Here is a 26,581-nt window from a genome sequence, read left to right as displayed (position 1 = left end):
TAACACAGATTACGACATCTGGGATTTCCGATATTCATTCGGGGTACACCCCACGGTCTTCTTGAATATGCGGCTGAAATGCTGGGAGTATTGGAATCCTAGGTCGTAAGCGATTTGGCTGACGGTCTTGTTTGTCCCTAATATCCATTCTTTCGCTAAGGAAATAATCCGGTCTTGTATATTTTCTTGGGCAGTTTTCCCTGTCTCTTTCTTGATCAGATCACCGAAATAGTTTGGGGACAAACAAATCTTCTCGGCGAAATACCGTACAGTAGGTAGCCCTTCCTGTCTTAACAGATCGCTTTGCAGGTATTCATCCAGCAATCGTTCGAACCTCACCAACACATCCTTATTCGTCTCCGCACGGGTCGTAAACTGACGGTCATAAAAACGCAGGCAATAATCGAGCAGCAACTCGATATTCATCGCGATCAGCCGTTTGCTATGCTTGTCGATGGAGTGCTCCAACTCGATCTGGATTTTCCTCAGGCAATCCACGAAGATCCCCTTCTCTTCCTCAGAGAGATGTAACGCCTCGTTTGATTCATAGGAGAAGAAAGAATAACGCTTGATGTCCCGTCCCAAAGCCGTACCACGGATCAAGTCCGGATGGAAAAGCAACCCATGCGCCAAAGGCCGGGTCCCATCCTTAAGCTCAATACCCGTCACCTGCCCGGGAGCGAATCCTACTACGGTTCCTTCTTGATAATCATAATATTGCCTCCCATACCGAATATCCCCGCATTTCGTATCTTTCAGGAAAAGTCCGTATATACCATAATTAACCCGGAAATTAGTAGGCCATGTCTCGGACTTGGATAAATCTACCACGCTCACCAATGGGTGCAACGTCTCCAAGCCAAACATCTTGTTGTATTGATCGACGGTATCGATCTTTATTAGATTCTCCATAAGGCTATCTGTTTTATTGGTCTCAAAGATAAACATTCCAAATATAACAACCTCATGCCATCAGGCAAAATCCATAGAACCGGATGATATCGTATTAAAATATGTATTAAAGGAAAATTTAAAAAGAGGAAGGAGAAATAAAAAGCGGTCTGGACGGGACTCGAACCCGCGACCCCATGCGTGACAGGCATGTATTCTAACCAGCTGAACTACCAGACCAAAATGTTATTCTTTATCGCTATTCCGTTGAATTGCGGTGCAAAGATAGGTGGATTTTTTGAATTAGCAATAGTTTAGGATGAAAAAATTAGAACAAATCGATAAATTTCATACTTTTGTCCCCATATATAATTAACACTAGCATGAAAAATACTCCTGTAGACTATCAGACAGCCAGACGGATTATCGATGGCTTTGGACTTCCCGATTTTGGGAAAGCGACTATCCGGGAGGTAGTTGCCATATCCACGCAATTGGAACAAGAAACGGGAACCGAGTTCATCCATATGGAAATGGGCGTACCGGGCTTGAAAGCCGCTCAAGTAGGCGTAGACGCTGAGATCGAAGCCCTGCGTAACGGTATAGCGTCTATCTACCCGAACATCAACGGAACTCCCGAAGTGAAAAAGCAAGCTTCCCGCTTTATCAAGGCGTTTATAAATATAGATATAGACCCAGAGTGTTGCGTACCCGTAACCGGTTCCATGCAGGGCACATACGCCTCTTTCCTTACGGCCGGACAATGTACGCCGGGAAAAGACACCATCTTGTTTATCGACCCCGGATTCCCCGTGCAGAAACAGCAAATAGCCGTTATGGGCTATAAATATGAGTCGTTCGACGTATACGAATACCGTGGCGAGCGATTGCGTGAGGCCTTGGAAACGCATCTTTCCAAAGGCAATATTGCCGCGATGATCTATTCCAACCCGAACAATCCGGCTTGGTTCTGCCTCACCGATGAGGAGTTGAAGATCATCGGCGAGATGGCCAACAAATACGACGTGATCGTCATAGAGGACCTCGCCTATTTTGCCATGGATTTCCGCAAGGACCTCGGATGTCCTTTCGAGCCTCCTTACCAAGCGAGCGTAGCCCGTTATACCGATAATTATATCATGCAGATATCCGGTTCCAAAGCGTTCAGCTATGCCGGACAGCGTATCGGCGTGACAGCGATCTCCAATAAACTTTACCATCGCTCCTATCCGGGATTGACTCAGCGTTATGGAGGCGGTACGTTCGGTACGGTATATATCCACCGTGTCTTATACGCCCTATCTTCCGGAACCAGCCACTCGGCCCAATTCGCCTTAGCCGCCATGTTCAAGGCCGCCGCAGACGGTACGTTCGACTTTGTCTCGCAAGTGAAAGAATACGGACGTCGAGCGGAGAAACTAAAGAAGATTTTTACGGATCATGGTTTCACAATCGTTTATGATCACGATCTGGACCAACCGATAGCCGACGGTTTCTATTTCACGATCGGTTACCCGGGAATGACCGGCGGACAATTGATGGAAGAGCTGGTTTATTACGGAGTAAGCGCCATATCATTAAGCACCACAGGCAGTAACCAACAAGGACTACGGGCTTGTACCTCTTTCATAAAAGATCACCAATATGATTTGCTGGACGAAAGACTGAGATTATTCGAGGAAAATCATCAAGCATAAATTAACAATAAGCCCGGTCGATTCACGTTTATTAACTTGAATCCCGGGCTTTTCATTTGCTTCTTATTAAAAAACGCCTTATATTGTCGGTGAATTAGTAACAACCTAACATTCACGATCATGGCATCTTATAAAAATATATTTAAAATAACACATAACGATGTCCTTCCTATTCAAGGAAGTATTCTGATTGCCGAGCCTTTTTTACAAGATGCCTATTTCCAACGTTCCGTCGTATTATTAATAGAGCATACGGAACACGGATCGATGGGATTTGTCTTGAATAAAAAAACGGATCTTATCGTAAACTCTTTTTTCAAGGAGTTTGCCGAATTTCCGGAGATACCGATTTATCTGGGGGGGCCGGTCAGCCCCAACCGTTTGTTCTTTATTCATTCCTTAGGGGATAATATCATTCCGGACGCATTAAAGATCAATGATTATTTATATTTCGACGGGGATTTCAACGCATTGAAACGATACATCCTCAACGGGCACCCAATCGATGGGAAAGTGAAGTTTTTCTTGGGATACTCCGGATGGACCGAAGGGCAATTAAACCATGAAATCAAACGGAACTCGTGGGCCGTAAGCCATATCACCACCGATAATATCCTGTCTGCCGACGGGGAGGGCTATTGGAAAGATTCCGTAGAATTATTAGGCAATGATTATAAAACTTGGACAAAATATCCGAAGGACCCGTATTTAAATTAACTGCATTATGCAGACATCGGAATAACCATCCGGTGTCCTGATCCAGTCCTTAAGCGTCCCCGCCTCGACAAATCCCAGACGGGTAAATAATTTCTTGCTAGGCTCGTTCGCCACGGGAATATGCACATAAAGTTGATGAAGCTTCAAAAACGTATAAGCGTATTCCATCAATAGTCTTAACGCTTCCGTAGCAAAGCCACGTCCTTGATACCTACGATCCAGCATAATACCGCAAGCCGCCCGGTTCGGATGCGGCTCAAAATCGAATAAGTCCACGATCCCCACGGAAGTCCCCGTATCGCATTCCTCGATCATGAAGCGAAGTTGGCGAGACTCATAGATACTCCGGTCGCTACCCGCTATATATTCCTTCAATATATAACGGGAATAGGGAGCCAAGGTATTCCCTACTTCCCATAACTCCGGATCATTCTCCCAACGATACAACAACTCCAGATCCTCTGGTTCCAATGCCCTCAAGCGGACTCTATCATTCGACAACAACATATTTACCCAAGGATTACTTAAACAAGCCGACCACTCTTCTTCGTATATATATGGTAAACCGCTTTCTTGTTCACGAGCTTGTCCATAAACAAGAGCATCTGCTCGTAACGGGCATCGGGGAAGCAGAAAGCGTAGTCCGTAAAGCCTTTCATCTGGTTCTTGCGACAGATAGCATCCATCACACGCTCCACGTCCAAATCCCAGAGATTCACGAATTCCAGATCCGGCATAGCTTTCAGGCAAACGGCCTTTACCTCCTCAAAATGATCCTCCCTACACAAGATCAAAAGGCGGCGATGCTTAACCGCTTTAGCCTTCTTGCGTAGAGGGGCTGAAATCATCGCCCAGCAAGCTTTCAGCAGGACAGCCAACCGGATCAGTATCCGCATCAACCAACCGGACCCCGGATAATATTTCTTATAGAAAATCAACATGGCGCCGTAAAAAGCCCTTATGTACCTCAAGTCACCATGCTTCGTACTCTCCCCCTTATAATGCAGGATCCGTTCCGGCACGTACAAGTTCTTATAGCCTCCCAACACGATCCGATAAGACAAATCGATATCCTCCCCATACATGAAGAACGACTCATCCAACAAACCAACCTTATCCAACGCCTCATGGCGAAGCAACATGAACGCACCCGCCAGCACCTCCACCTTATGCGTCTGCTCTTTATCCAGATACGGCAGGCTATAACGTGCGAATGCAGGAGAGTTAGGAAACAGCTTTGAAAGACCGAATATCTTGCAGAACGACACCCAAGGCGAAGGGAAAGCCCGTTTGCTCTCCGGCAAGAATACCCCGTGCCCATTCAGCATCTTCACGCCGATAGCTCCGATCTCCGGATCCTCATCCATCTGGAAGCACAGGCTGCGGAGGCTCTCCTCTCCCACCACGGTATCGGGATTCAGCAATAACACGTATTCCCCGGCGCACTGGCGAATCGCCTGATTATTAGCCTTGGCGAAACCGGGATTATCTTTATTCTCAATGAAAACCACCTCCGGGAATTTAGGCCGGAGATATTCGACAGATCCATCCGTCGAGTTATTATCCACCACGAACACCTCGGCGTCCATCCCCGTTACGGCGGCACGGACAGAATAGAGGCATTGCTCCAGAAAATACTTCACGTTATAGTTAACGATGATAACGGACAACTTGGTTTCTTCGTAGGTCATTCCGGATATTAATTATGAGTTATGATTTATGAATTAGAAGAGGTGAGATTGAACTCGGTACGATTGATAATGGATCGTCCTAAGGTGATCTCGTCGGCATACTCGATCTCGTCACCGATAGATACGCCACGTGCGATGACACTGATCCTCACATCGTAACCGGATAGCTTCCGGTAAATAAAAAAGTTAGTCGTATCGCCTTCCATGGTAGTGCTCAACGCCAAGATGATCTCTTTCACCTCACCTTCGGCCACACGTCGCACCAGACTGTCGATACGCAAGTCGCCCGGTCCGATACCATCCATCGGCGAGATGATCCCGCCCAACACATGGTATACGCCACGGAATTGCCCGGTATTCTCTATCGCCATCACCTCCTTGATATTCTCTACCACGCAAACCAAGGAATGGTCACGGCTGGGGTTGGCGCAAATAGAGCAAACCTCATCATCACATATATTATGGCAGACCTTGCAGTACTTCACGTCTCGACGGAGGGCGACCAAGGCCGCAGCGAAGTTTTCCGTATAGCCGACGTCCCGGCGCAACATATAAAGCGCTAGCCGGAGCGCTGTCTTCCTCCCCACCCCCGGCAAGGAAGCCAATTCATTCACGGCATTTTCCAACAAGGCTGAAGGATATCTTTGATTCATCTACTTTCTGTATTTGACTACAAAAATAGAAAGAATTTACGAATTAACGATAAACCTCAAATTATTTACTCGGCTTCTCCCCCATCCCATTCAAGTCGCACATCTCTTGCTTGATATGTACAACTATAACTGCTCTAGGTATAATTGTTCATGTCCTCAAGTAATAAACATTCTTTTTGCCATATACAAACATACTTACTACTTGATCTATTTCCAAATGATCGCCGTGGGATGTACAGACCACGACGTGATTTGTATATTCCACGACTTGGTCTGTACAGATCACGCCGTGGTTTGTAGAATTATACAGCATGCGAACAAGAATTCATACGCTACTGGGCAAGAATTCATATAGATAATTTGGGTACGGTTGCCCTAACTATTCTAAAGAATCCTTGCATGTCTCAGCCAGAAAACATAAATTTGTCACCCAACACCCGTTTGGTGGAGCTATTACGAACTAATAATCTAACATTTTAATATCGTGAAACCAGAAAATGAAGAAAAGGTAACCGGGCTGCCAGAAAACGCCTACCGAGAATTAAAAGAAGGGGAAAGCTACAAGCCTCTTATGTCTCCCAACAAACACTATCCGGAGGTTACGCCTTGGTCCGTCCTTTGGGGATTGGTCATGGCGGTGATATTCAGCGCGGCGGCCGCTTATCTGGGCCTGAAGGTCGGTCAAGTATTCGAGGCCGCCATCCCGATCGCTATCATCGCCGTAGGGTTGTCCAGCGGATTCAAGCGGAAGAACGCCTTGGGAGAGAACGTCATCATCCAGTCTATCGGGGCCAGTAGCGGCGTGATCGTGGCGGGGGCCATTTTCACCTTGCCCGCCCTTTATATCCTGCAAGACAAATATCCGAAGATCACGGTCAATTTCTTCGAGGTTTTCATGAGTTCCTTGTTAGGAGGTATCATCGGAATCTTGCTATTAATCCCGTTCCGTAAATATTTCGTATCCGACATGCACGGCAAGTATCCCTTCCCGGAAGCTACGGCTACCACGCAAGTACTCGTCTCCGGCGAGAAAGGCGGAAGCCAAGCGAAGCCCTTGATATTCGCCGGATTAATCGGTGGTTTGTACGACTTCATCATCGCCACCTTCGGTTGGTGGGGCGAGACGATCAGTACCCGTATCGTCGGAGCCGGTGAGATGCTGGCGGAGAAGGCCAAGATCGTATTGAAAGTCAATACGGGTGCAGCCGTGCTAGGTCTGGGTTACATCATCGGATTAAAATACTCCTTGATCATCTGCGCCGGTTCATTCTTGGTATGGCTGGTGATCATCCCCGCCATGTCCGCCATTTTCAGCGCCGACGTACTTACGTTCGGCAATGACGCTATCACGGCGACCGTCGGGAGCATGAGCGCCGAGCAAATCTTCACCACCTACGCCCGCCACATCGGTATCGGAGGTATCGCTACCGCCGGGGTGATCGGCATCATCAACTCTTGGGGGATCATCAAGGGAGCCGTAGGCTTGGCGGCGAACGAGTTGAAAGGAAAAGGAGACGCTGTGGAGAGTAATACCATACGTACGCAAAAGGATTTGTCGATGAAAGTGATAACGATCGGTATCATCGTATCGCTGATCGTCACCTTCCTGTTCTTCCAGTTCGGCGTACTTCATAATTGGTTCCATGCCGCCATCGGCTTATTGCTGGTCGGGGTGATCGCTTTCCTGTTTACGACCGTAGCGGCAAACGCTATCGCTATCGTAGGGACGAACCCGGTTTCGGGCATGACACTCATGACGTTGATCCTCGCCTCCATCATCTTGGTCGCCGTAGGGTTGAAGGGGCCGGCCGGCATGGTATCCGCCCTGATTATCGGAGGCGTGGTTTGTACGGCGCTTTCCATGGCGGGAGGTTTCATTACCGACTTAAAGATCGGCTATTGGCTGGGGAGCACACCCGCCAAGCAAGAGACTTGGAAATTCTTAGGCACACTAGTTTCTGCCGCTACGGTAGGAGGCGTGATCTTGATATTGAACCAGACGTACGGTTTCACGACCGGACAATTGGCCGCTCCGCAAGCGAACGCTATGGCCGCCGTTATCGAGCCGTTGATGAGTGGTTCGGGGGCACCTTGGGCTTTATACGCGATCGGAGCCGTCCTCGCCGTCGTATTGAACTTCTGCAAGATACCGGCGTTGGCATTCGCCTTGGGTATGTTTATCCCTTTGGACCTAAATACGCCGCTTTTGATCGGTGGAGCGATCAGTTGGTACGTAGGAAGCCGTAGCAAAGACCAAAGCTTGAACTCGGCCCGCTTGGAGAAAGGTACGTTACTGGCTTCCGGCTTTATCGCCGGCGGTGCCTTGATGGGGGTGGTCAGTGCGGCCTTACGCTTCGGCGGAATCAACTTGATGAACGAGGAATGGGCATCTAGCAATGCCGCCGAGATACTGGCGGTTGTCATGTACCTTGTCATGATCGCTTACCTCACATTTAATTCCCTGAACGCGAAAAAAGAATAGAATAAAGGAATAAGGATATGGAAGCACCTGTAATCAATGTGGGAATCATGACCCACAAAGCGATCTCATTTGTTTTTAACGAAGAGTATGTACATACGGAAACCGGCACGTTCACCATAGGCGAGCAACGTGCCCTCTGGGTAAACGGCAAGATCGTGTACAATGGGAAGCTTTATCAGGAGCTATTCTTCGAGCCGACCAGCCCGCAATCCTCTTTCGACTTGAAGGCGGTCACGATCGGCGTGGATTTTCACTGGCAACGACAGGAGGATCAACGCTTCAAGGGAGCGTTGAACCTCGTGGCGACCGATAAAGGAATCGTCACGATCAACCAAGTGGACGTGGAGGAATACCTTACCAGCGTAATCTCCTCGGAGATGAGCGCCAACGCTTCCAAAGAGTTGCTGAAAGCCCATGCCGTGATCTCACGAAGCTGGCTCTTGGCGCAGGTCGAGAAGAATTTCAGCTTGAACGGATCGGTTACGCCCTATAAAAGTTGTTACCGCGACAACGAGACCTTGATCCGCTGGTACGACCGGGAGGACCATGAGTTGTTCGATGTCTGTGCCGACGACCATTGCCAGCGTTACCAAGGTATTACCCGGGCATCGAACCCGATAGTCAGGGAGGTGATCAAAGAGACCCGTGGAGAGGTATTGATGGATAACGATACGATCTGCGACGCCCGCTTCTCGAAATGCTGCGGAGGCGTGACCGAGAAATTCGAGAATTGCTGGGAACCGGTTCCCCACTCCTATCTTACCGCATTGAGGGACGGCGAGACTCCCACCTATCCCGACTTGACGGACGAGCGGGAAGCGGAACAATGGATACGTACCTCACCCGAAGCCTTCTGTAATACGACGGACAAGGAGATCCTTAGCCAAGTGCTAAACAACTACGATCAAGAGACCACGGATTTCTACCGTTGGAAAGTAGAATACACGCAAGAGGAACTATCGGGGTTGATCCACCGGAAAACGGGTATGGATTTCGGACTGATCATCGATCTCGTACCGTTGGAAAGAGGTTCGTCCGGACGTATCACGAAACTTAAGATCGTAGGGGTACGCCGTTCGTTCACCATCGGCAAAGAGCTTGAGATACGCCGGACATTATCCGAGACGCATCTATACAGCTCGGCCTTTGTTGTCGACAAAAAGGATATCCGCCTCGATATCCCCTCCCGCTTCATCTTGACAGGAGCCGGATGGGGACATGGCGTAGGGCTTTGCCAGATCGGAGCCGCCGTGATGGGAGCCAAAGGGTATTCGTACCGGAAAATCCTCACGCATTATTTCCCCGGAGCCTCTATTGAGAAAAGGTATTAAACAAAGGTGTCCAAAATCTGGACACCCTTGTCCAATTATTGGACACTCATAAATAATCATACGCTACTCACCCCTCTGTTTTTCAACCATATAAACACAATGGCACGGTATTTGATTTTATCTTACCGGAAAATAATACAATAACAATATGAAAAACATCGGGATCGCAATTCGCTCCCTTTTTAAGAGAGGGCAACACAATGTAATGAAGATTATCTCCTTGGGTATAGGACTGACCATCGGCTTGGTGCTGATCGCTAAAGTCCACTTCGAGAACACCTACGATAACTTCTATCCGGACGGAGACCGGATCTATCGAGTATATGAGAAATTTTTCATGAACGGGGAAGTGGGCGACCACGGGCAAACGCCCGCCGGAGTAATCCCCCTCTTGAAACAAGAGACACCGGAGATCGAGGCCGCCACACGCTATACGTACTTCCGGGGAAACTCCCCTTTTACGATGTCCGACAACAAGCATCGGCTCAAAGCGACCTTCATCCTAGCGGACAGTTGTCTTTTCGACGTATTGCCCCGCCCCATGCTCATCGGAGACCCTAAGCAAGTTCTCTCCCAACCCATGTACGTGCTTGTATCCGACGAGATCGCCGAACGTATCGGCGGTAACGTGATGGGAAAACGCTTCGAGATTGACGACGCGCCGGGACAAGCCCTCACGATAGGCGGCGTATTCAAGAAACTACCGGACAACACCGAACAGAGTTATGACATTATCGTATCCCTTTCTTCCATCAGCAAGTTCATGTGGGACGGAACCCATATGTTAACCGGAAACGACCGCTACCAAAGTTATGTCAAGGTATCGCCGGGTACGACAGAGGCCCAGTTGGAAGCGGGAATGAGACAGATGATCGACAAGCATTTCCCCGTAAACGACCTTAAGAAAGCCGGCGTGGAACTGACCTTCACCTTCCACAAACTACTCAACGTACATATGGAGGACGATATGGCCAAACGTATGGCCTTGATCCTCTCGTTCATCGCCTTCGTATTGATCTTCACCGCCGTAATGAACTATATATTGATCGTGATCTCCTCCATCGTGAACCGCACGAAAGAGATGGCCGTACGCAAATGTTACGGGGCGAGCGGTAAGGATATCCAAGGTATGGCGTTGTCCGAGGTAGGGACCCACGTCACCGTCGCACTAGCGCTGGTCGTACTTCTGATCCTAGGATTTCAAGGAATTATAAAGGAGCTGATCGGCACGGGAGTCCGATCGTTATTCCTATCCACAGGTATGTGGGCGATATGCCTCACGGTCATAGTCGTACTTATCTCTACGGGCATAGCTACCGGCTGGTTCTTAGGACGCATTCCTGTAGCGGCTGTTTTCCGGAGTATTCGTGAAGCACGCCGCCTTTGGAAACTGGGACTCTTGTTCTTCCAGTTCACGGCAATCAGCTTCCTCGCCTCCTTATTGCTAGTGGTAGGCAAGCAATACGACCATATGGTGAATGATCATCCGGGATACAATCCCGAGAACCTCGCCTATGTGTATATCGGCGCCGTAGACTCCACGGGGCGTGCCAAACTGATCGAGGAAACCCAGAGATTGCCCGAGGTAGACGCCATCACGACTTGCTATAACCTTCCTTTCTGGGGAGCCTCGGGCAATAACGTCTATCTTCCGGGAGACGACCGGGAACTATTCAACATCGCCGACCTCTACGACGTAGGAAACGATTACCTGAACGTATTGGAAATCCCGATCGTAGAAGGACAATACTTCACAGAGAATACCACCTCCTCGCAAGAGATACTGGTGAGCCGCAATTTCATTGAATACATGAAACCTTTCGCCGACTGGAGCGACGGAGCCGTGGGCAAGACGGTACAAATAACCGGACACGATACCAAGTCCGAGTCGATGCCTCTCTTCACGATCCGGGGCGTGTTCGAGGATTTCCGCCTAGGCTCCATAGCGGGAGAAGATCCGCGAGCCAAGATCATGTTCTATACGAAAGGGGCGGCCCAACATATGGTCATTCGGTACCATAGCCTTTCTTCCGAGGCTCTACGCAAGACGCAGGATCTAATGGGGCAACTCATCCCGGATAAAGAACTCAACGTGATCTCCTTCAAGAGCGAGATGCTGGAAGGATACACCTCCTCCCGGAAATTCCGTGACTCCGTCATGATCGGTGGCATCGTCACCTTGCTGATCGTCTTCATCGGATTGATCGGATACACGAACGACGAGGTGAACCGTCGCCGGAAAGAAATGGCGATCCGCAAGATTAACGGAGCCACGGTAAAAGACATACTCCATATTTTCTTGAAAGATATCATCACCATGGCATTGCCAGCCATCTTACTTGGTTGCGGTATCGCTTTCTATATCTCCCAGAAATGGCAAGAGCAATTCTCGGAAAAGATCCAGCTATCCTGGTATCTATTCGTGGGAGGAGGCGTATTGGTACTCACCGTCATACTGGCGGTTTCCGGATATAACGTATTCCGTACCACCCACGACAATCCCGTAAACAACCTCAAGTCCGAATAAATCAAAAGGGCCGCATCTTATCCGGACGGCGGCCCTTTGACTTAATGTTTACCTATTTCCCGGTTATGATGAACAACCGGTTCGCTTTCACTCTCACGAGCTATTACTATGACACAAAGGTAGGCCGAAGGTTTAAAACGATCAAAAAGAATTCGACGAATCGGGCGTTTTCCTCGGTGAATCCCGTTATTTTTCCTACTTTTGTCCCTATTAATACATACAACCATGGGACTGAAAAAACAATTCGTATCAGCGATTTTGCTAGGCAGCGCGCTAACCGCTCCCCTATTCGCACAAGATATCGCCACCCCGTCCAGCTCGATAGACACTTTAGCCATTTTCTCATTCAACGATTTCCATGGGGCTTTCGCCTCTGACGGGATCACGCCGGGAGCCGCCCGGTTGGTACAAATGACACAAAACGAGAAGCAACGCTATCCGCATTCCATCGTTGTCTCAGGCGGAGATAATTTCAGCGGAAGCTATTTCTCCAAGATCACGAAAGGCGAGCCTATCAAAGAGATGTACGAGGCGATGGACGTGGAAATGTCCGCCATCGGTAACCACGAGTTCGACTGGGGGCTTCCTTATCTAGTGGACACCGCCGCCTTGAATATCCCCCATGTGGCCGCCAATATCACCGAAGAGAAGAGATATACTCACCCCGACTGGTTGAGTCCCTACCGTATCGTAGAGCGTAAGTTGAAAGATGGCTCCTCCCTACGTATAGCCTTCATCGGACTGACCACGACGGACACCTACGTCAAGACCAAGCCGGAGAACCTGAAAGGGCTTCAGTTCACGCATCCGCTGGGAGCAGCCTGCATACAAACCGTCTACCAGTTAAAGAAAGAGGACCAGATCGATATGATTATCCTCTTGATACACATCGGCACGGATATGAAAATGCCTTACCGCATCACCGAGGAGAACGCCCAAGGACTGCCGTTCATCGATAAGGTAGACGCCATCATATCCGCCCACTCGCATGAGCTGGTGCTCGATAAGATCAATAACATTCCCATCATCCAAGCCGGCGTAAACGGTACCCATATCGGGAAACTGCTGTTCCAGATACAGGATTTCAACGGACACCGGGATATCTCTTTCATCCAAGGGGATACCGTGCGTGTAGCCTGCGAGGAGAACCCGGAGATGCGAGAGGCCGTGGAGAAGATCATGGATAAATATCGGCTGAACGAGAAACTTGCCACGGCAAAAGAGGCCTTGATCCACGACCGTACCATCAATAAGTTCGACTATACGCCTATCGGGGCGTTGGTCACGGCCGCTTACGCCCAGCGTTTCCAAAAAGAGATGCCCGCTTACAAGGATCAGCCGGTGATCGGCGTAAACCATTACGGAGGTATACGTGCGGCCCTCCCGAAAGGAGATATCACCCGACTGCGTGCCGGCAACATCTTGCCTTTCGGCTCCGCTATCGTTGCCTATCGTTTCGACGGCAAGCGGTTGAAGAAGCTATTGGAGGATGGACGGAAGAATCCGAACGGTTTCCTTCAATCCTCCGACCTCACGCTTACCCTAAGCGGAAATAAGATCGAGAAAATAGTCTATACGAGAGACGGGCAAAAGACCGAGATCGAGGACAATACCCCTTGCGTGGTGACCCTAGACGCTTTCATCACCGATGGCGGAGACGGGTACGACGCCTCTTTATTCAAGGGCTACGAGATCCCGGAATTCGATAATTTAGGTATCATATCGACCGACGCTTTCATGGACTACCTAAAGGGCATCAAGAAACCCATCACGGTAGAATCCACGCATATGCCCGTTATTTCAAAGTAAAGCCGTATCTTTGTGGAGAAAAAGAAAGAAGTTAGCAATACATGAACAGCTATATCATCCTTTTTATTATCGCTGCCTATTTCACCGTCTTGCTGCTGATAGCATGGATCACGGGGCGTAATAACAGCAACGAGGCATTCTTCCTCGGGGACAGGAAATCACCTTGGTATATCGTCTCTATCGGCATGGTAGGGACATCCTTATCGGGGGTGACGTTCGTATCGGTACCCGGCATGGTGCGGGCGATCGATATGACGTATATGCAGACTGTATTAGGCTTCTTCGTGGGATATATCATTATAGCCAAGGTATTGCTACCGCTATACTATAAGTTGCAGCTTACCTCCATCTACTCGTATCTGGATGACCGGATCGGGAGAAGGGGGTACAAGACAGGGGCCTCATTCTTCCTGCTCTCGAAGATCGTAGGGGCGGCCGCACGCTTATATCTAGTGGTCTTGATCTTGCAAACCTACGTGTTCAACGCTTGGAACATCCCATTCGCCGTGACCGCTATCCTCAGTATCCTGCTGGTATGGCTATATACGTTCCGGAGCGGTATCAAGACGATCATCTGGACAGATACGTTGCAGGCCCTTTGTCTCGTGGCAATGTTGATCGTGATCATCTGGCAGGTGAAGGACAAGATGGGACTGGATTTCGGGGATATGGCGCAGACCTTGGTGGAAAGCCCTCATTTCCGGATCTTTGAGTTCGGCGATTGGCATAGTACGCAGAACTTCTTCAAGCAGTTCTTCAGCGGTATCTTTATCACGATCGTCATGACCGGGCTGGATCAGGACATGATGCAAAAGAACCTCTCCTGCAAGAGCTTGAAGGATGCCCAGAAAAACATGTACACATATGGCTTCGCCTTCACGCCGGTCAACTTCTTGTTTCTCGCACTGGGGGTACTGCTACTGACATTGGCGGCACAGCAGAACATCCAGTTGCCAACCCTCAACGACGATATCCTCCCGATGTTTTGTACCTCGGGGATCTTGGGCGGGAGTATCTTGATCTTCTTTACGATCGGTATCATAGCGGCGGCTTTCAGTAGCGCCGACTCGGCGTTGACAGCGCTCACCACCTCTTTTTGCGTGGATATCCTCGGCGTGCAGAGAGAGGAAGCGAAAAGGGCGAAACGTACCCGCCTAAAGGTACACGTGATGATATCCGTCTTGTTCGTCTTGATCATCTTGGCGTTCAAGGCCGTAAATAACCGAAGCGTTATCGACGCGATCTACATGATAGCGTCGTACACGTATGGTCCTCTATTGGGGCTGTTTGTTTTCGGGCTTTTCACGAAGCGGAAACCCCGTGACAAATACGTGCCCTATATCTGTATAGCCTCCCCGTTGATTTGCCTCGCCACGGATTTCTTGGTGAAACAATACGCAGGCTATACGTTCGGCTACGAGATGCTTATGGTAAACGGAGGCATCACGTTCGCCGGGCTGTGGCTTTCGGCAATTGAAAATGGAAATTTGAAAATTGAGAATTAAGCCTAGCCATTATTCAATACTCATTATTCATTAATTTATATTTTATGGAAATTAAAAGCGCAGAATTTGTTATCAGCAACACAGACGTAAGGAAATGCCCCGAGGGTAATAAGCCGGAGTATGCCTTCATCGGACGAAGCAATGTAGGCAAATCCTCTTTGATCAATATGCTTACCAACAAGAAGGGCTTGGCGATGACTTCGCAAACACCGGGTAAGACTTTACTTATCAATCATTTTCTTATCAATAACGAGTGGTATCTGGTAGATCTTCCGGGGTATGGCTTCGCCCAACGAGGCAAGGAGAACCGGGAGCAATTGAAACGTATCATCGAGAACTATATCCTCGATCGAGAGCAACTGACCAACCTATTTGTCCTTTTGGACTGCCGTCACGAGGCGCAAAAGATCGATCTGGAGTTTATGGAATGGCTGGGTGAGAGCGGGGTTCCTTTCTCTATCATCTTCACGAAGATCGACAAGATCAGCAAGGGACGCTTGAAAGAGAACCTAAAAGTCTATACGGATAAATTACTGGAGACTTGGGAAGAGCTTCCTCCGATCTTCCTCTCTTCCTCGGAGAAGAAAGAGGGACGGGATGAGATTCTGGACTATATCGAGTCTATCAACAATAGCTTGAATAATTGAAAATTAGTTGAGTTGATATGGGATTAGCTTCGGTTCTTCTGGTTTTATCTCCGTTTACGCAGATCAATACGCCTTATCCTTCCACGGCTTACCTAAAAGGTTATTTGGAGGCAAAGGGTGTACATGCCGGGCAGACCGATCTGGGTATCGAGACAATCTTGGCTTTGTTTTCCACGCAGGGTCTCGGGGAGTTATTCGCCGAGATCGAGCGACGGAAAGGTAAATATCCGGCTAAAGTCCGGGGGATGCTAGCTAATAAGCAACGGTATATCGACACGATAGCCGCCGTCGTCGCTTTCCTTCAGGGAAAGAACGATCCTCTCGCTTATCGCATCTGTAACCAAGATTACCTTCCCGAAAGCGACTGCGGGAGCCAAAACGAGGAGGAGCTGGAATGGGCGTTCGGCACTTCGGGATTACGGGATAAGGCCCGTTATCTGGCGACCTTGTATCTGGAGGATCTCTGCGACTTGATCAGGGAAACGATCGACCCGGATTTCGGCTTCAGTCGATATGCCGAGCATCTGGGCCGCTGCGCCTCCTCTTTCGACGAGATCGAGGAAGCCCTCCAAAAACCTTTCGGCTTTATCGACCGCCTGACGCAACCGCTATTGGAAAAGCACATCGCCAAGAGCAAGCCCAAGGCGATCGCTTTCAGCGTACCTTTCCCGGGGAATTTATTCAGTACCCTCCGGCTCGCCCAATGGCTACGGCAGGCACATCCCGATATCCCGATCCTTATGGGAGGTGGTTTCGTGAATACGGAACTTCGCTCCATCACGGATACACGCTTCTTCAAATACATCGATTACCTCTTGCTAGATGATGGAGAGGACCCACTCTTCCAAGTGTTACGCTATCTGGACGGGGCGATCCAAAAAGAGGAACTGGTACGCACCTTCTCCTTGGACGAGAACGGTAGCCGGGTCGTTTATCAAGATAATCCCGCTTACCCCGCTTGCCGGCAAAGCGAGACCGGATTCCCGGATTACGAGGGCTTGCCGCTGGACAAATACATCTCCGTCATGGAAATGGCCAACCCGATGCACAAGCTTTGGAGCGATGGTCGCTGGAATAAACTGACCTTGGCGCACGGTTGCTACTGGGGGAAATGCGCCTTCTGTGACGGCTCATTGGATTACATCAAACGATATGAGCCGAATACAGCCAAGACTTTGGTAGACCGTATGGAGCGCTTGATCGAGCAAACCGGCGAGATCGGCTTCCATTTCGTGGACGAGGCCGCTCCACCCGCCTTGCTACGGGAAATGGCGCAGGAGATTATCCGCCGTGGGATAACCGTCGTGTGGTGGGGAAATATTCGTTTTGAGAAAAGCTATACTGAGGAACTATGCGACCTTCTTCAACGAAGTGGCTGCATCGCCGTGTCGGGAGGTCTGGAAGTAGCCTCTCCCCGACTCCTCAAGCTGATAAATAAAGGGGTGACAGTGGCTCAAGTGGCACGGGTCGCCAACAACTTTACCGGGGCAGGCATCATGGTCCATGCCTATTTGATGTATGGTTTCCCGACCCAAACCGCTCAAGAAACCATAGATTCCTTAGAAACGGTCCGGCAAATGTTTGAGCTTGGGCTGATTCAATCCGGATTTTGGCATCGTTTCGCCATGACAGCGCATAGCCCTGTGGGGTTGCACCCCGCCGAGTACAGTTGCCGTGTCACGGAGCCTCCCTTTGGCGGATTCGCCCGTAATGACGTACAGTTCGAGGCGCTATCCGGCTGCGATCCGGAGCTTTTCAGCGAGGGGCTTCGCGTTTCCCTCTACAATTACATGAATGGAACAGGCTTCGACTTGCCCTTGCATAAATGGTTCGGCGGCATGAAAGTACCACGCACCACCCTGCCGCCGAATTATATAGAGAGGATAGTGGAGGAATAGCCCCGTAGAGGCTCGCCGGAGGATTGGAAACGGGTTGGAACTCTGCGGCGATCTCCGCCGGGCATCTTGAGTTCCCTTCCGATCCTCCGGCGACCCCCGCCGGGCATCCCAAGAGTCTTCCACATCCCCCGGCGATAGCCGCCGGATGCTTCAAAGTCCTTCCAACTCCCTCGGCAAGGCTCGCCGAGTATTTAATAACTGATCTTGCACCCCACGAAATAACTTCTAGGAATTCCCGGGCCATAGATATACCCGGCATCCCGATGCGCTCCCTTGTCGAAATCATCTTGATAGGAGTCGAAGATATTCTGTATTCCGGCGTTCACCTGCAAGGTTGCGGACTTGAAGATCGGGAAGTCGTAAGACAGCTTCAGGTTCAAGTCGAAGAAATCACGAGTCTTCTCCTCACGATCCTCGGGAATGTAACCCGCCAAGTGCTGCACCAACATGCTGCCCGTATAGGTTCCCGTCAATGAGGCGGAGAAACGTTTCACGGGCGTGAAGGTAGAGGTGAAATAGCCATATACGTCCGGAGAGCGGAACATCTTCTTCTGCGGGGTGATATTCGGGTTCTCGCTCCATTGCTCTGCCTCCTTGTAGCGGCTCCGTTGCAAAGTAGCGCCCGCCTGTATCTGCATCCAAGAATAGGCCATCTTACCCTCCAGATTGATACCCATCACACGGGCACCCTTTCCATTACGGCGTTCCATCAGCAGGTTATTGTCCTCGTCACGGCCGATCTCCTCCAAGATAAACACGTTCCGTAAATCCGTATAGAAACCTTCCACTAAGAAATTCACTTGAACCGGGCCGAAGCGATGATAAAAATCCACGGAAGCGCTCACGCTCTGCGAATTCTCCTCCTTCAAGTCCGGAGAGATCTGGATGATCGCCACGTCGCCCCCCACGGCGGTGATATGCAAATCCTCGTCGAACGCTTGAGGGGCCCGGAAACCGCTGGAGTACGACATACGCAGGTTGATATCCTTCGTCGGATTGAAGCGCACGTTCGCACGAGGGCTAAAGATCACATGATCCATCATGTTATGCTTATCCAAACGGCCACCGATCAAGAAACTCCAACGGTCATTCTTCCACTCGTTCTGGGCGAAGGCGCTACCGATATGCACGGTCTGGGCGATCGTACGGTGATAGCCAAGCATCTCGTCTTGCAGATCATCGTAGCTATATTCGGCGCCTCCCGTAAAGGTAGCGGGCATAAAAAGGCATTTATCCCATTCGTAGGAATATTGGACGCCACCGATAAAGGTCATGTCCGTCGTGTTACCATAGGCGTTCGGATCTTTTCCGGCACCGTAATAACTCTGGCGTTTCGTATGCTGGGCGGAGGTGTACACATTCAGCCGATGATGGTAGTCGCGAGAGAAAAGATCAAATTTCAGGCCTCCCCCGTTGATCTGGTGGTCGGTCTGCTCGGTGATATCCGTCTCGTGAGGCGGAAGATCCAATAAATTACCACCTCGCCGGAACTCGCTGATGTTATGGTACTCGAAAGTGAGCTTGGAGTAGTTGCTGGTCTTTAGGTAGGAACGGAATCCGAGGGTCTTCGCCTCCAACTTACCCAGCTCCGAGTAGCCATCGCCATCATGGTCGTAAGAGGCACGGTGGCGGCCCTGCCCAAAGAGGTAGATACCCGCCTTATGATCGTCCGTCACCAACGAGGCGTTCACGGTCGTATTATTATCCGGACGGCTTCCCCCGATCATCGTCAACGAATGGGCAATCTGGGCAGAGTTGCGCATCGGTTCCTTCGTGATGATATTGATCGTACCGGCGATAGCGGACGAGCCGAACAAGGCCGAGCCTCCTCCGCGCATCACCTCTACCCGCTCGATCATATTTGCCGGGATCTGCTCCAAGCCATATACGCCGGTCAGGGCGCTGAAGATCGGCCGGCTATCCACCAAGATCTGGGTATAAGGGCCTTCCAGACCATTGATACGTACTTGTTGGAAACCGCAATTCTGGCAGTTATTCTCCACACGCACGCCGGGCTGGAAGTTCAGACCGTCGGCCAAGGAAGTGGCGTGCGTAGTCTCGAACACCTTGGAGTCGAGTACATTTACCAAAGAAGGAGCCAGACGGCGGGTCGTCTCGTTACGGTTTGCCGATACGACGACACCGTCCAAGGAGACAGCGTCTTCCTCGGCATTGAAATTGATCTCCAATGTCTTCCCTTTCTTAAGGGTCACCGTCTTCTCCTCGGTTTTATATCCGATAGACTTCATGACCAAGGTGTATTTTCCCTCGGGAAGATTCTTCATATAGTAATGACCGGTAGCGTCGGTGGTCGTACCGATCGTCGTACCGTGGAGGTAGACATTGATAAAAGAGAGATGCTCTCCTGTTTTCTTATCGAGGATATGGCCTACGATATTAGCGTCGGAAGGATTCAAGGAGGTATGATCGTCTCCCTCTGCCCACGCTGATGTAAAGACACAGCACAGGCATAGTATAAGTGTAATGAACTTATTCATTGCTTGATTAATAGTTGTTTGAATATTAATGATTACGAATTGCCGAGGAGACGGGCATGCCCCGTCTCTACAAACGGATATTGATTTCTGGATATGTAATCAAACAACTGGGGGAGCCCGCAGGTATCGCAGTCCCTCAACGGAAGTGACATGATCCGGATAGACCGGAGACTCAGAGAGATTAGATATTTTTAAAGAATAGAATTGTAAACGTAACAGGTGAATCGCCCCGTCCATCACGTAAATAGATGAGAGCATATGAAACAACTGTATCTCCGCCAAAGAGGTATGATGATGGCAAGTACCGTCCGCCGTCTTCTTGAAAGGGTGCGCATGCACGATGGTCGTACCATGCTCCACATGGACGTGCGTAAAAAGCGAGACACTGCTATAATACGCAATAAAAAGTACCGGCAGCAACCACTTTATATATTTAACCATCGTTTCCCTCACCCTGTATCATCGTTATTTCGTGGGCAAAGATACTACAATTTTTTTAATTGCTTTGTTTTATATATTTTTGCGCTTCTAAAGCAAAAAAGAAACTCTTATGAATTGGTTACTTGAGACGCTTACAGAACCCTCGATGATACAGGCCGTGGCCGTCATTTCTATCGTGGCGGCGGTTGGTGTGTATTTAGGGCGGCTAAAGATATTCGGCATTTCATTAGGCATCACTTTTGTATTCTTCGCCGGTATTATGGCAGGGCATCTGGGCATTACCGTAAATAAGGACATGCTGAACTTCGCTCAGAACTTCGGGCTTATCGTTTTCGTATATACCTTGGGATTGCAGGTAGGTCCCGGTTTCTTCTCTTCCCTAAAAAAAGGCGGGGTGGAAATGAATACGATGGGATTAGGGGTGATCGCTTTAGGACTGATTTTGACGTTGGTGTTTCATTGGATAACAGGAATTTCCGTCCCCGTTATGGTAGGGTTGCTATCCGGTGCCGTAACGAATACCCCGGCCCTAGGTGCCGCCCAGCAAGCGCTCTTACAAATGGATCCGGAAAATACGAGGAACGTAACGGATATGGCTCTGGCCTGTGCCGTAGCTTATCCATTAGGTGTCGTAGGCGTAATTCTCGCTATTATCATCTTGAGGTCCTTATTCGCAAAAAAGACACAGAGCACGCATAAGGAGCAAGACACGACAACAAACGTAGCGGAATTTCAGGTATTAAACCCCTCTATTTACAATAAGAGCATCCAGCAAGTCATGAAATTGACAGAGAAACATTTCGTGATCTCCCGCCTCTGGAGGAACGGAAAGGTGACGATCCCTACCTCTGAAACCATCTTAAAGGAAAAAGACCATTTGCTTATCATATCCGTAAAGGCGGATGTCGAATCCATCAAGGTACTTTTCGGAGAACAAGAGACTACGGACTGGAATAAGGAAGATATTGACTGGAACGCTATCGACAGCCAATTGATCTCCCGCCGTATCGTCGTAACCCGCAACCGGGTAAACGGGGTAAAGCTAGGCTCGCTCCGGCTCCGCAACCTATACGGGATCAACATCACCCGGGTAAACCGTGCGGGTATCGATCTGGTGGCCTCCCGTGACCTCCGTCTACAGATTGGGGATAAACTAACGATCGTAGGCGAGGCCAATTCCGTGAATAACGTGGGTAAGATATTGGGAGACGAGCTGAAACGGCTGGATAACCCCAACCTGCTTGCCATATTCGTAGGACTTACGCTGGGCGTATTAATCGGGGCGATCCCAATCGCCATACCGGGAATGAGTACCCCCATCAAGCTGGGTATCGCCGGAGGACCGATCATCGTTGGAATCTTGATGGGTGCGTTCGGCCCCCGTTTCCACCTAACGACTTATACCACCCAGAGCGCAAACCTGATGATGCGGCAGTTCGGTATAGTGATCTATCTGGCGGGACTGGGAATCGACTCCGGAGCTCATTTCTTCGAGACCGTCTTCCGTGCCGAGGGATTGTTATGGATCGGTCTCGGTTTCCTATTGACGATCGTACCGGTCTTGATCGTCGGGTTCATCGCCTCGCAATTCTTCAAGTTAGATTACGCCCACAACATAGGTATGCTATGCGGAAGCATGGCCAATCCGATGGCCTTGAGTTATGCCAATACGACCGTCGAGGGTGACGAGCCTTCCGTATCTTACGCTACGGTTTACCCGTTATCCATGTTCATCCGGGTGATTTCTGCCCAATTATTGATCATGTTATTCACTTGACCGCTTAAAAAGTCTAACATTCGACCTGTTTTTTGTTTCACTTACCTTATCTTTGCAAGACATTTGAAACAATACTTTGATGAATGAATGAAACTATACTCAATGGGCTACTAAACTTGTTCGCTATATTTGCGTCCTTGGCAAAAATAGAAAGTGATCAAGCACGTCAAGCTGTCAATTCTTACTTAACCAGTCACTTTGGTATCCGCTCCCATAAAGAATATATGGAGCTATTTGAAGAGATACAAAGTGTTTACGATGACCCGGAGTTCGACATCGATAGAGAAAGCGTTATTATTAACGTATGCAACCAGCTCAAGCCCAAATTGATCGCGGAAGACCAACTATTGCTTCTTCTCCGTTTCATGGAGTTCGCCCATGGCAACAATGAAGGATTGAACGAGAACTTAGCCATTTTCCATAAGATCGCTACGATATTCAATATCGATACGGATACCTTCGACAACCTATACGCCTTTGTAGTCGGTAAAAAATCCCCCTCCATACTTACGATCAACGCTGATGATAGCGATAAAGACGTCAACCATATCTACAGAAGGGGGTTGGAGGGCGAGATACGGGTGTTGAGACTGACCCGGTTCGACCGAATGGTCTTTATCTACCAAGGCAGCGGACGGGTATTCATGAACGATATCCCGCTTACTTCCGGTATCTTCTATGGCTGGCAACGCAGCAGCGTAATCAAAAGCCCACTATTCTTGCCGGTTTATTATAGTGATGTCCTCGATGTATTCAATCAGAATGAGCATAAGGAACGTATTTTATTAACCGGGAGGGATATCGAGTTCAGCTTCAAGAATAGCGAGAACGGTATGCACAATTTCTCTTTCAACCTTGAATCTGGCCAGTTGGTAGCCATCATGGGAGGAAGCGGCGTTGGTAAGTCGACCTTGTTAAGCATCTTAAATGGGAATATTATCCCCGGAGAGGGAAATGTATGCCTGAACGGACATCCGCTGAGTGATCCGGAATGCAAGCAATTGATCGGTTTCGTGCCTCAGGATGACTTGCTGATCGAGGAGCTGACCGTATTCCAAAATCTATGGTATACCGCCCGCCTTTGTTTCGCCAACCTGACCAAAAAGGAGATCGAGGATCGTGTCAATACGATACTGGAGGATTTGGATCTGAGCAAGATCCGGGATTTGGCCGTCGGGTCTCCAATCCGGAAAACGATCAGCGGAGGGCAACGTAAACGTTTAAATATAGCACTGGAACTTATCCGTGAGCCGGCGATCCTTTATTTGGATGAGCCTACCTCCGGCCTCTCGTCCACCGATTCCGAAAAGGTCATCATGCTGTTAAAGGAACAAACACACCGGGGACGGCTCGTGGTTGTCAATATCCACCAACCTTCGTCCGAGATCTATAAACTGTTCGACCGCCTATGGTTATTAGATACCGGCGGTTACCCGATTTACGACGGTAACCCGATCGAGGCGATCACCTATTTCAAACGGATCGCCAATTATACAGATCAAGACATCAGTGTTTGCGGCACCTGCGGAAATATCAATCCGGAACTAATCCTAACCATTATCGACGCAAAAAAGATAGACGATAGCGGAAACCAGACAAACATCCGGAAGATAACTTCAAAAGAATGGCATGAGTTATATGTAGCTTCCCGCCCGAAGTTCCAAGAGGTTAAGCCTACCCCCCTGCCCCCGAATCATCAGCAGAAGCCCTCGATCTGGAAGCAATTCTGTATCTTCTTGGAAAGAAACATAAAGACCAAGCTGACCAATAAGCAGTACTTGTGCATCGCCTTACTGGAGACTCCTTTATTGGCGGTGATCGTGGCCCTGCTCACCCGCTTCGTACCCGATGACGGGTATTCTTTGCTGGCGAACAAAAATCTGGTATCCTACATTTTCATGGCGGTGATTGTCGCTACTTTCACGGGATTAAGTATCAGCGCCGAAGAGATCATCAAGGACCGGACGCTCCTAAAGCGAGAACGATTCTTGCGATTGAGCCGAGGCAGTTATCTCTCGTCAAAGATGTTCTACCTGCTTTGTATCTCAGCGATCCAAAGTTTGCTATTCATAGTGGTAGGAAATTTATTGATAGGCATTGGAAGCGAGATGTTCCTTACTTGGTGGATCACGCTATGGGCAACCTCATTCCTCGCCAACCTGACAGGTTTGGTACTATCGCAATCCCTAAACTCGATCGTAGCGATCTATATAACGATACCGCTGCTTTTAATCCCGCAGATCTTACTTTGCGGCTTAGTTGTCAAGTTCGACGATTTGAGCAGAAGCGCATCCAGCCGGAACATAGTGCCCCTTATCGGTGAGGTTATTCCCTCACGTTGGGCATTCGAGGCGTTGGTTACGGAACAATTCCGGAACAACAGCTACAACCGCCTATTTTTCACGGTCGAGAAAGAAAAGTTCCTAGCGCAATATTACCGGAATGTCCATGCTGACGAGGTGCGCAGCCTCATAAACAGCCTCAACCTGATCCCGGAGAAACGGGAAAAGAACACCCGGACGATCCACAACGAACTGGCCGTACTATCCCGTGCCGCCCGTATCGCCCCCTATACGTCCAAAGAGAGTTACGAGAGCTATATGGATAAAGTAGAAAAAGCCCTGCATACCCGTAGCGATAATTTCACGGCGTTATTAGAGAAAAAACGGAAAGAGGTCATTCAAGAACACGGCTCCGAATGGTTGAACACCTTGAAAAAGGAACATCATAACTCAGCCATCGAGGAGCTGGTACTCAACTCAACCAGTACCCAATTCTATAAGGAGGCCCACAACCGGATCTACCCTAAAATCGGGCAGATTTATCTGGAACCGGACAATAATTGGGGACGTGCGCCTTTCTATAGTCATGAGAAAAAATTCGCCGGTTATACATTTTCTACTTTTACATTTAATTTATTAATGTTAGGAATCTTTGCTTTATTGGTAATTATATCTATCTTCGCAGAGTTTCCCGGCAAGTATTTAAACAAAGGGAGCGATTAATGACAAAATATATAATCTAAAAATAAAGAATAACATGAAAAAGAGTTTTGTTAGCCTGCTAACCATAGCAGCGATTACATTTGGAATGGTATCTTGCAACAGCAGTAAAAAACAAGACGCCGCTGAGCAAAAAGTAGAGGAAGAAGCAGCTATCGCAGGAGAAGTATCTAAAGGTCTGCTTACTGCCGAGTTGAAAGACGAGGTTACTCGTTTCTTGAAAGATATGCCGGATTCGGAGTTGCCTTACAAAGTATCTACCGGCGAGGTTACGATCTCTGTCGCTAATACTGATTTTATGTTGCCGGTCAGCAAGGTTTCCGAATTGAACACACAAGCCCAGAAAGCACGTGCTTGCGGTATCTACTTCGCAGACTTGAACGTATTGAAGGCTATGAAAAAGCCGACTACAGATATCGAGAACGTATTGGTTAAATTGACTACGGATCTGGACATTCCATTCGCTATCGACATCATGAAAGAGTCCGCTCCCGCTAACGCCAGCAAAGAGGAGTTAAGCAAATTCATGAAAAACCAAGAAAACAAATTGATCGACGCTATGATGGAAAATGATAAGGCTGACGTTGAGCTTGAGTTGTTAGGGGGCATGGCTGTAGAATATGCCATTGTATACGCAAATCCGGGCTTGGTTGTTAAAGGCGACGCTATTTCCGCCGGTTTGAGCGAGAATATGGAAAAACGTATCGGTATCATCCAGCAGATCACAGCCGACTTAGCTAAATATTATCCTGACTTGGAGCAATTAGGAACTACAATCGCTCCGTTAAGCGGAATGGTAGCAACCATAAATACGGCTCGTGAGTCAAAAGCTAAGATTGAGGAAATGCGTGCGAATCTATTGAAGTAATATAAACCTCATATCATAAAAAGTGTATGGTGATAACATCATACACTTTTTTATATCCCTTCGGATATCACTGCAACAGGCTTTGCAATAGTACTGCAACAAGCCTTACAGTAGTACTGCAACAGGCCTAGCAGTAGTACTGCAACC

Annotated in this window: 18 protein-coding genes and 1 tRNA gene; 12 read left to right on the top strand and 7 right to left on the bottom strand. The window is 48.9% G+C overall.

Features of this window, described 5'->3' with window-relative positions; translation table 11 throughout:
* Positions 1 to 9: 9 nt before the first annotated feature.
* The gene (locus CI959_RS15755) at positions 10 to 912 is read right to left on the bottom strand and encodes an AraC family transcriptional regulator (protein WP_005856223.1); all 903 of its coding nucleotides are present in this window, start codon (positions 910 to 912) and stop codon (positions 10 to 12) included.
* A gap of 145 nt (positions 913 to 1,057) precedes the next feature.
* A tRNA-Asp gene (locus CI959_RS15750) sits at positions 1,058 to 1,131 on the bottom strand.
* A 143-nt stretch (positions 1,132 to 1,274) separates the two neighbouring features.
* Here CI959_RS15750 and CI959_RS15745 point away from each other — a divergent pair.
* Positions 1,275 to 2,588: a pyridoxal phosphate-dependent aminotransferase gene (locus CI959_RS15745; protein ID WP_008771858.1), complete on the top strand. Its 1,314-nt coding sequence runs from the start codon at positions 1,275 to 1,277 to the stop codon at positions 2,586 to 2,588.
* Positions 2,589 to 2,708: 120 nt separating this feature from the next.
* Entirely contained in the window at positions 2,709 to 3,305 is a 597-nt protein-coding gene (locus CI959_RS15740) for a YqgE/AlgH family protein (protein WP_005856219.1), read from the top strand.
* Here CI959_RS15740 and CI959_RS15735 read toward each other — a convergent pair.
* From CI959_RS15735 to recR, 3 genes are read right to left on the bottom strand one after another with little or no spacing between them, the layout of a single operon-like run.
* Positions 3,297 to 3,812 (bottom strand): GNAT family N-acetyltransferase, encoded by a 516-nt coding sequence (locus CI959_RS15735; protein WP_005856217.1) that lies wholly within the window; start codon positions 3,810 to 3,812, stop codon positions 3,297 to 3,299. The two genes, CI959_RS15740 and CI959_RS15735, sit on opposite strands and share 9 nt — an antisense overlap.
* A gap of 17 nt (positions 3,813 to 3,829) precedes the next feature.
* Positions 3,830 to 4,996: a glycosyltransferase family 2 protein gene (locus CI959_RS15730; protein WP_057316476.1), complete on the bottom strand. Its 1,167-nt coding sequence runs from the start codon at positions 4,994 to 4,996 to the stop codon at positions 3,830 to 3,832.
* Between the two features lie 26 nt (positions 4,997 to 5,022).
* A complete protein-coding gene (gene recR / locus CI959_RS15725; protein WP_005868175.1) occupies positions 5,023 to 5,649 on the bottom strand; it encodes a recombination mediator RecR in 627 nt (208 codons plus the stop codon).
* Between the two features lie 484 nt (positions 5,650 to 6,133).
* Here recR and CI959_RS15720 point away from each other — a divergent pair, with 484 nt between their 5' ends.
* The 7 genes from CI959_RS15720 (at position 6,134) to CI959_RS15690 (ending at position 17,848) form a co-directional block, all read left to right on the top strand.
* Positions 6,134 to 8,131, top strand: coding sequence for an OPT family oligopeptide transporter (locus CI959_RS15720; RefSeq protein ID WP_057316477.1), 1,998 nt, complete (start codon positions 6,134 to 6,136; stop codon positions 8,129 to 8,131).
* Between the two features lie 17 nt (positions 8,132 to 8,148).
* Positions 8,149 to 9,462 carry a SpoIID/LytB domain-containing protein gene (locus CI959_RS15715; protein WP_057316479.1) on the top strand — a complete coding sequence of 438 codons (1,314 nt, stop codon included), beginning with the start codon at positions 8,149 to 8,151 and terminating at the stop codon, positions 9,460 to 9,462.
* A 148-nt stretch (positions 9,463 to 9,610) separates the two neighbouring features.
* Positions 9,611 to 11,989, top strand: a complete 2,379-nt coding sequence (locus tag CI959_RS15710) for an FtsX-like permease family protein (protein ID WP_057316481.1) — start codon at positions 9,611 to 9,613, stop codon at positions 11,987 to 11,989.
* Between the two features lie 225 nt (positions 11,990 to 12,214).
* Complete coding sequence (locus tag CI959_RS15705; protein WP_057316483.1) at positions 12,215 to 13,798, top strand: bifunctional UDP-sugar hydrolase/5'-nucleotidase; 1,584 nt, start codon at positions 12,215 to 12,217, stop codon at positions 13,796 to 13,798.
* Positions 13,799 to 13,839: 41 nt separating this feature from the next.
* Positions 13,840 to 15,303: a sodium:solute symporter gene (locus CI959_RS15700; protein WP_057316485.1), complete on the top strand. Its 1,464-nt coding sequence runs from the start codon at positions 13,840 to 13,842 to the stop codon at positions 15,301 to 15,303.
* Between the two features lie 44 nt (positions 15,304 to 15,347).
* The gene (yihA, locus tag CI959_RS15695) at positions 15,348 to 15,950 is read left to right on the top strand and encodes a ribosome biogenesis GTP-binding protein YihA/YsxC (protein WP_005856199.1); all 603 of its coding nucleotides are present in this window, start codon (positions 15,348 to 15,350) and stop codon (positions 15,948 to 15,950) included.
* Between the two features lie 17 nt (positions 15,951 to 15,967).
* On the top strand, positions 15,968 to 17,848 hold the full coding sequence (locus CI959_RS15690; protein WP_011966460.1) for a radical SAM protein: 1,881 nt from the start codon (positions 15,968 to 15,970) through the stop codon (positions 17,846 to 17,848).
* Positions 17,849 to 18,039: 191 nt separating this feature from the next.
* On the opposite strand, the gene CI959_RS15685 is transcribed toward CI959_RS15690, so the two are convergent.
* Complete coding sequence (locus CI959_RS15685) at positions 18,040 to 20,346, bottom strand: TonB-dependent receptor (protein WP_057316487.1); 2,307 nt, start codon at positions 20,344 to 20,346, stop codon at positions 18,040 to 18,042.
* 99 nt (positions 20,347 to 20,445) lie between these two features.
* Positions 20,446 to 20,799, bottom strand: a complete 354-nt coding sequence (locus CI959_RS15680) for a hypothetical protein (RefSeq protein ID WP_057316489.1) — start codon at positions 20,797 to 20,799, stop codon at positions 20,446 to 20,448.
* A 97-nt stretch (positions 20,800 to 20,896) separates the two neighbouring features.
* Here CI959_RS15680 and CI959_RS15675 point away from each other — a divergent pair, with 97 nt between their 5' ends.
* From CI959_RS15675 to CI959_RS15665, 3 genes are all read left to right on the top strand, one after another.
* Positions 20,897 to 22,564: a putative transporter gene (locus CI959_RS15675; protein WP_005856194.1), complete on the top strand. Its 1,668-nt coding sequence runs from the start codon at positions 20,897 to 20,899 to the stop codon at positions 22,562 to 22,564.
* 83 nt (positions 22,565 to 22,647) lie between these two features.
* Positions 22,648 to 25,569, top strand: a complete 2,922-nt coding sequence (locus CI959_RS15670; protein WP_005856192.1) for an ATP-binding cassette domain-containing protein — start codon at positions 22,648 to 22,650, stop codon at positions 25,567 to 25,569.
* Between the two features lie 34 nt (positions 25,570 to 25,603).
* The gene (locus tag CI959_RS15665) at positions 25,604 to 26,434 is read left to right on the top strand and encodes a hypothetical protein (RefSeq protein ID WP_009276759.1); all 831 of its coding nucleotides are present in this window, start codon (positions 25,604 to 25,606) and stop codon (positions 26,432 to 26,434) included.
* Positions 26,435 to 26,581 lie beyond the last annotated feature (147 nt).

The sequence above is a fragment of the Parabacteroides sp. AT13 genome, from assembly GCF_002272965.1.
GTDB classification, from domain to species: domain Bacteria; phylum Bacteroidota; class Bacteroidia; order Bacteroidales; family Tannerellaceae; genus Parabacteroides; species Parabacteroides distasonis.
The sequence above is the reverse complement of the archived record's forward strand: the minus strand, read 5'-3'. Positions and strand labels throughout refer to the sequence as shown.